The sequence below is a fragment of the Thiocapsa sp. genome (genome assembly GCF_011390875.1).
Lineage (GTDB): Bacteria > Pseudomonadota > Gammaproteobacteria > Chromatiales > Chromatiaceae > Thiocapsa.
Genome location: NZ_JAABRP010000005.1, coordinates 1 through 5,191, shown reverse-complemented (window position 1 = coordinate 5,191; position 5,191 = coordinate 1). Strand labels below are relative to the sequence as shown.

General features: G+C 62.2%; 4 protein-coding genes. All 4 read left to right on the top strand.

Translation table 11 applies throughout. The annotated features are described in order from the left end of the window. Positions 1-68: 68 nt before the first annotated feature. The 4 genes from puhE (at position 69) to bchJ (ending at position 5,027) form a co-directional block, all read left to right on the top strand. Positions 69-1,007: a putative photosynthetic complex assembly protein PuhE gene (gene puhE / locus GPT33_RS00515; RefSeq protein WP_296804821.1), complete on the top strand. Its 939-nt coding sequence runs from the start codon at positions 69-71 to the stop codon at positions 1,005-1,007. A 387-nt stretch (positions 1,008-1,394) separates the two neighbouring features. Further along, on the top strand, positions 1,395-3,050 hold the full coding sequence (gene bchE, locus GPT33_RS00510) for a magnesium-protoporphyrin IX monomethyl ester anaerobic oxidative cyclase (protein ID WP_296804819.1): 1,656 nt from the start codon (positions 1,395-1,397) through the stop codon (positions 3,048-3,050). Between the two features lie 13 nt (positions 3,051-3,063). After that, positions 3,064-4,425, top strand: coding sequence for an oxygen-independent coproporphyrinogen III oxidase (gene hemN / locus GPT33_RS00505; RefSeq protein ID WP_296804817.1), 1,362 nt, complete (start codon positions 3,064-3,066; stop codon positions 4,423-4,425). Next, complete coding sequence (gene bchJ / locus GPT33_RS00500) at positions 4,401-5,027, top strand: bacteriochlorophyll 4-vinyl reductase (protein WP_296804815.1); 627 nt, start codon at positions 4,401-4,403, stop codon at positions 5,025-5,027. Before hemN ends, bchJ begins: the two co-directional genes overlap by 25 nt. Positions 5,028-5,191 lie beyond the last annotated feature (164 nt).

Below are 5,191 nucleotides of genomic sequence, written 5' to 3'. Positions count from 1 at the left end.
CAAGGCCGGGGTGATCTCGGAAGGAGAGGTGTTCCGATCGCCATCGGCCAGAGAATAGGGCGCATTGCATGCTCGAATATGGTTACCCCGTTCTTTTCGCGCTCGGGCTCTGGTGGTTCAGCACGGGTGTCGTTCTCTATCTGGATAATCTGCCGGGTCGCACCTTTGGTTGGACGATGCTCGGCGGCTCCGCGGTGTTGGCGTTTGCCGTCTTTGCGCTCGTTGTCAGCAGTACCTCTACTTCTCTGAGCGCGGCCTACATCGCCTTTACCTCCGGCGTGGTGGTCTGGGGTGTCTTGGAAATGAGCTATTTCACCGGCCTCTTGACCGGGCCGCGCAAGACGCCGTGCCCACCCGGTTGTGCGGCTTGGAAGCGCTTCGGTCTCGCCATTCTGACCAGCCTCTATCATGAGTTTGCGGTCCTCTCGGCAGTGGCCTTCCTGGTCTTGATCTCCTGGGGCGAGCCCAATCAGGTCGGAACCTGGACCTTCGTTGTCCTTTGGCTGATGCGTTGGAGCGCAAAGCTCAATCTCTTCTTGGGCGTTCCCAATTTGAACGACTGGTTGCCCGAGCATCTGGCCTATCTGAAGTCCTACATGCCCAAGCGGAGCATGAACCTCTTGTTTCCGATCTCGGTGACTCTGGCCACCCTGATTGTGGTTCTGATGGTGTCCCGGGCACTGACTCCGGGTGCGACCGAGTTTGAGGTCGTGAGCCTGATACTCGTGGCGACTCTTTTGGCGCTGGGCATCCTCGAACACTGGTTCCTCGTGCTTCCCTTGCCGGACGAGGCTCTCTGGGCCTGGGCGCTGCCTTCGCGGGATGCCGACGGTGAGCCGGGCGGGGATCCAAACAGCCATCGCGGGCAGGGCGGAACGCGTACCGATGGAACGAAGCTGAGAATGGTCGCTTCCCGAGACCTGTCGCGACCGCAATCGACCTCGCCGTCGTCCCGCCGCCGCGCCGGGCCCGGTCGCAGCGGGGCTCCGATCACGGAGCTTCCATAAACCTCGGTGAAGCGCGCACGAGACCGCCTGCGGGCTTTGATCCGAGGCGGAGACTGGGCTAGGCTTATCCGCATATCGGTCGAGGCGGTGTCGGAAAGACGATGTCGTGGCGCCCGGCGCGGTTGACGCGAATCATATCGAGCTGCTCGGGAATAAGCTAAGGTATGAAGCAATGCGCGCCCGGACGGCGCGATACGAAACGACCCGATTCGGAACTGTTCGAACTCTGGGCCAACGCATCGCGGAGGCATCACGTCCCGGTGCCCTCGCGTCCCGGCGTCATCGCCGGTGTCGCTGGCTCGAAGAGTTCTGCTACGCCCGAGATCGGACTGATGCGGTCAGGCTCGAATGGCCGTTTGCCGTTCGACCCGTTCCTGAGGAATTCTCATGCGTATATTGATGATCCAGCCGAACTATCACTGTGGTGGTGCGGAAATCGCGGGAAACTGGCCACCCGGTTGGGTCGCCTATATCGGAGGTGCGCTCAAGCACGCGGGCATGACGAACATCCGGTTCATCGATGCCATGACCTATGATATTCCGGACGACAAGCTGCGCGAGATCATCCGGGTCAACCAGCCCGACGTTGTGCTGGCCACCGCCATCACCCCGCAGATCTACAAGGCGCAGACCACGCTGCAGATCGCCAAAGAGGTGCTCCCGGACTGTGTCACCGTGCTCGGCGGCATCCATCCGACGTTTATGTACACCCAGGTCTTCAGCGAGGCGCCCTGGATCGACTACATCGTGCGCGGCGAGGGCGAGGAGATCGCTGTCGCACTCCTGCAGTCCATCGAGGCGGGTACCCATCGGCAAGATCGCAAGCGTATCTGGGGTATTGCCTATATCGACGACGATGGCCAGGTCGTCGCGACGCCGGCGCGTCCCGTCATCGAGGACCTGGACACCCTGACGCCGGACTGGTCGCTGCTCGACTGGGACAAGTACATCTACACCCCGCTCAATTGCCGGGTCGCCGTGCCGAACTTCGCGCGCGGCTGCCCCTTCACCTGCCGTTTTTGCTCGCAGTGGAAGTTCTGGCGCAAGTATCGTCATCGCGATCCCAAGAAGTTCGTCGACGAGATCGAAACCCTGGTGCGCGACTACAACGTCGGATTCATGATCCTCGCCGACGAGGAGCCGACGATCTTCCAGAAGAAGTTCGTCGCACTCTGCGAGGAGTTGATCAAGCGCGATCTCCCGCTCCACTGGGGCATCAACACCCGCGTGACCGATATCATGCGCGACCGCGACCTGCTGCCCTTGTACCGCAAGGCCGGTCTGGTCCATGTCTCGCTCGGCACCGAGGCGGTCTCGCAGTTGAACCTCGACACCTTCCGCAAGCAGACCACGGTCGAGCAGAACAAGCTGGCGGTCAAGCTCCTGCAGCAGGCCGGAATCGTCGCCGAGGTCCAGTTCATCATGGGTCTCGAGAACGAGACGCCCGAGACCATCGAGGAGACCTACAAGCTCGCTCAGGACTGGAAGCCCGACATGGCGAACTGGAACATGTACACGCCATGGCCCTTCGCGGAGCTCTTCGAGGAGTTGGGCGACAGGGTGGAGGTTCGCGACTACTCCAAGTACAATTTCGTGACGCCGATCATGAAGCCCGAGGCGATGACGCGCGAGCAGGTACTCAAGGGCGTCCTAAAGAATTATGCGCGCTTCTATATGCGCAAGAGCTTCTTGGAGTATCCTTGGATCAAGGACAAGTTCCGCAGACGTTACATGCTCGGCTGCCTCAAGGCCTTCGCCAAGACCACGGCGTCGAAAAAGTTCTACGACCTCGAGCGGCTCAAGATGAAGGGAATGTCGACGGAGGTGGACTTGGGCTTCGATGCATCCAAGGTTCTCACGGCCGACGAGATCGCGCAGTTGAAGCGGGATCGTCCCGAGTTGTCCGCGGACATGAATTTCAAAGGGACGCCCGTCAAAATCGTGGCATGCGGCGCTCCGGACGATCTGCAGGTTTCGGAATCGGATCTGCCGGTCAAGGCCGCTGTCTCCAAGCCTAAGATGACGGCAGTCCAACCTGACTAACCGGGTTCAAGACATGGCGCCTCCACTCCCTTCAAGCCTGCCGCTCGAGCTTCTCGAGCGGTTCGGACATTTGCCGCCCGGGTGTGCCTTGGCGGCATCGCAAATGGGCGGCGACGCGACCTTCTCGGATTCGAACTACAAAGAAGCGCTCATGGGGCTGCGCGACAGCCCCGACGAGCATGTCTCCGTGTACGTGCACGTCCCCTTCTGTCACGTGCGCTGTCTCTACTGTGCTTGCAACACGACCATCACGCACAGCGAGGAGAAGGTCGACCAATACCTCGATGCCCTCGACCGCGAGATGGGGCTGGTCACCGACATCATCGGCCGTGGTCGTGTCACCGATCAGCTTCACGTCGGAGGCGGTACGCCGAACCATCTCAACGAGCCGCAGTTGGCTCGACTGATCGAGATCGTCGAGCGACACTTCCGGATCTCGGATCGAGCCTGTACCTCGATCGAATGTAATCCGCGACGCACCTCGGCCGGACAGCTCGACCTCCTCTACGGGCTCGGATTCAAGCGCATCAGTTTCGGTGTGCAGGACCTCAACTCCGACGTACAGCGCGCGATCGGCCGCGTCCAGTCGCTCGATATGGTGCGCGACGTCTTTCTGACCGCGCGTGACACTGGGTTCGAGAGCATCAATCTCGATCTGATCTACGGCTTGCCTTTCCAGACGCCGGAGGGGTTTCAGGCGACGCTCGACCAGATCGTGGCGCTCGGGCCGGATCGGGTCGCCTGTTTCAGCTACGCTCACGATCCCGTGAGCAGACCCCATCAACACGCCATCAGTGTGGATCACCTTCCGTCGGTAGCCGAGAAGCTGGCGCTGTTCCATCAGGCTGTGGAGGCATTCTCTGCAGCCGGTTATCGGTGGGTTGGTCTGGATGTCTTCGCGCGCGAGGCCGACGAGCTGACCAGTGCCCAAGACGAGCGCCGCCTCTATCGCAACGCGATCGGCTACACGCCGATGCCGGCCAAGCAGGTGCTTGCCTTTGGTCCAAGCGGAATCGGCGAGGTCGGCGGCGCGCTTGTTCAGAACGCGCCGGACCTCAAGACCTGGCAACGTTGTGTGTCTTCCGGGCTGCTTCCTGTCTCTTGGGGACGTCGGCTGAGCGATCAGGATCGTCGCCGTCGAGAGGCCATCCTCTATCTCATGTGCAACCTCGAGCTCCCCGCGTCATCCGCGCATGGATTGGAGCGCGAGTACGAGAGCCTTTGCCGCGACGGCGGACGCGGCCTGCTCGAGGTGACGGACGACGGCATCCGGGTCACCGAGGAGGGTCGATATCTGCTGCACGGGCTCTGCGTCGAGCAGGACGCGTCCGTTGACTGGGGAAGCACGCAGTGGCGCGCGACGGCCGGGCCGTGAACGCGCCGACCGATTTCGGTGCGATAGCGAGAGTCGGACCCAACGCCGTCATCCGTGTCGCCGAGGCGCTCGGTGAAGCGCGCGGTGCCGATGCCGTGTCGCAGGTCTTCAGGGCCGCTGGGCTCGAACACTATCTGACGACGCCGCCGAGCGAGATGGTCGACGAGCGCGAGGTGACCCGGCTTCAAGCTGCGCTGCGCGAGCAATTGGGACTCGTTGTTGCCCGACCGGTGTCGCACGATGCCGGGTTGCGTACGGGCGATTATCTGCTCGCAAACCGCATCCCGCGTCCGGTCCAGCGACTCCTCACCCTACTTCCCGCCCGTCTCGCGAGCCGCGTCCTGATCTCGGCGATTCGTCGCAACGCCTGGACCTTTGTCGGCAGCGGCGTCTTCGACGGGAAGCCCGGTCGCCCGACCAGGCTGACGGTGACCGATGGTCCGATCTGCCGAGGCGCTTCGGCCAACGAGCCTCTCTGTGATTTCTATGCAGGGAGCTTCGAGCGGCTATTCTCTCGGCTCGTCCATCCGAACGCGCGCGTCACCGAGATTGCATGCCAGGCCAACGGCGCCGAATCCTGTGTCTTCGAGGTTCGCTGGTAGGACGCGCTCTCCGATACCCCGGCCTTCTCGGCGCCTTCGTCGACTCACCAACGACCGACTCTCTTCATCCATCGCCTTGTCGGATCGCCTTGTCAGATCAACGTCGTCTTCTCGGCCGCGTTCTCGCCGGCGGCACCTGTCGAGAATCGCACCGGTGGGCGGGG